Genomic DNA, 439 nt, shown 5'->3' with positions numbered 1-439 from the left:
GACCAACCGCGCGGTGGAGTTCCAGCGAACGCGCGATCCCCGAACTCTGGGGAAGCGGGCTGCAGGCATCGAGCGACTCCGTGTGTCTCGACTCCTAGCCCCCCCGGTGTTATGCACGCGTCGATCCCCGGTGGCGCGCCGCACGTGCTGGACCAGCATCGCATCGTGTACAACCAGCCGATCGTGCTCAACGAGCGGCTGGCAGGCGTCGCAATCGAAGGAGTCATTCGTCACAATGACGCGCGCGACGATGGTGGCTTCCTCCGGCTTTCCGTCGAACGCATGGGTACACGAGCGCCAGCATGGCGGTCTCGAAGTTGCGGCGCGATGCCAAGCAAGGGACCGTGTTAGAGCCACCCCTTTCAAGGTGACGAAAATTAGGGCAACCTCCGTGTTCTCGAACAGAAACCGGAGTCAATGGCGTGGTACTGGACGCAGT

The 439-nt window shown here is 62.6% G+C and carries 1 pseudogene; it reads left to right on the top strand.

The window, feature by feature from the left end:
• A pseudogene (locus AC1DKD_RS42145) lies at positions 1 to 320 on the top strand (Tn3 family transposase); the annotation flags it as partial.
• Between the last annotated feature and the right edge of the window lie 119 nt (positions 321 to 439).

The organism is Cupriavidus sp. 05T313, from assembly GCF_056396665.1.
The sequence above is the reverse complement of the archived record's forward strand: the minus strand, read 5'-3'. Positions and strand labels throughout refer to the sequence as shown.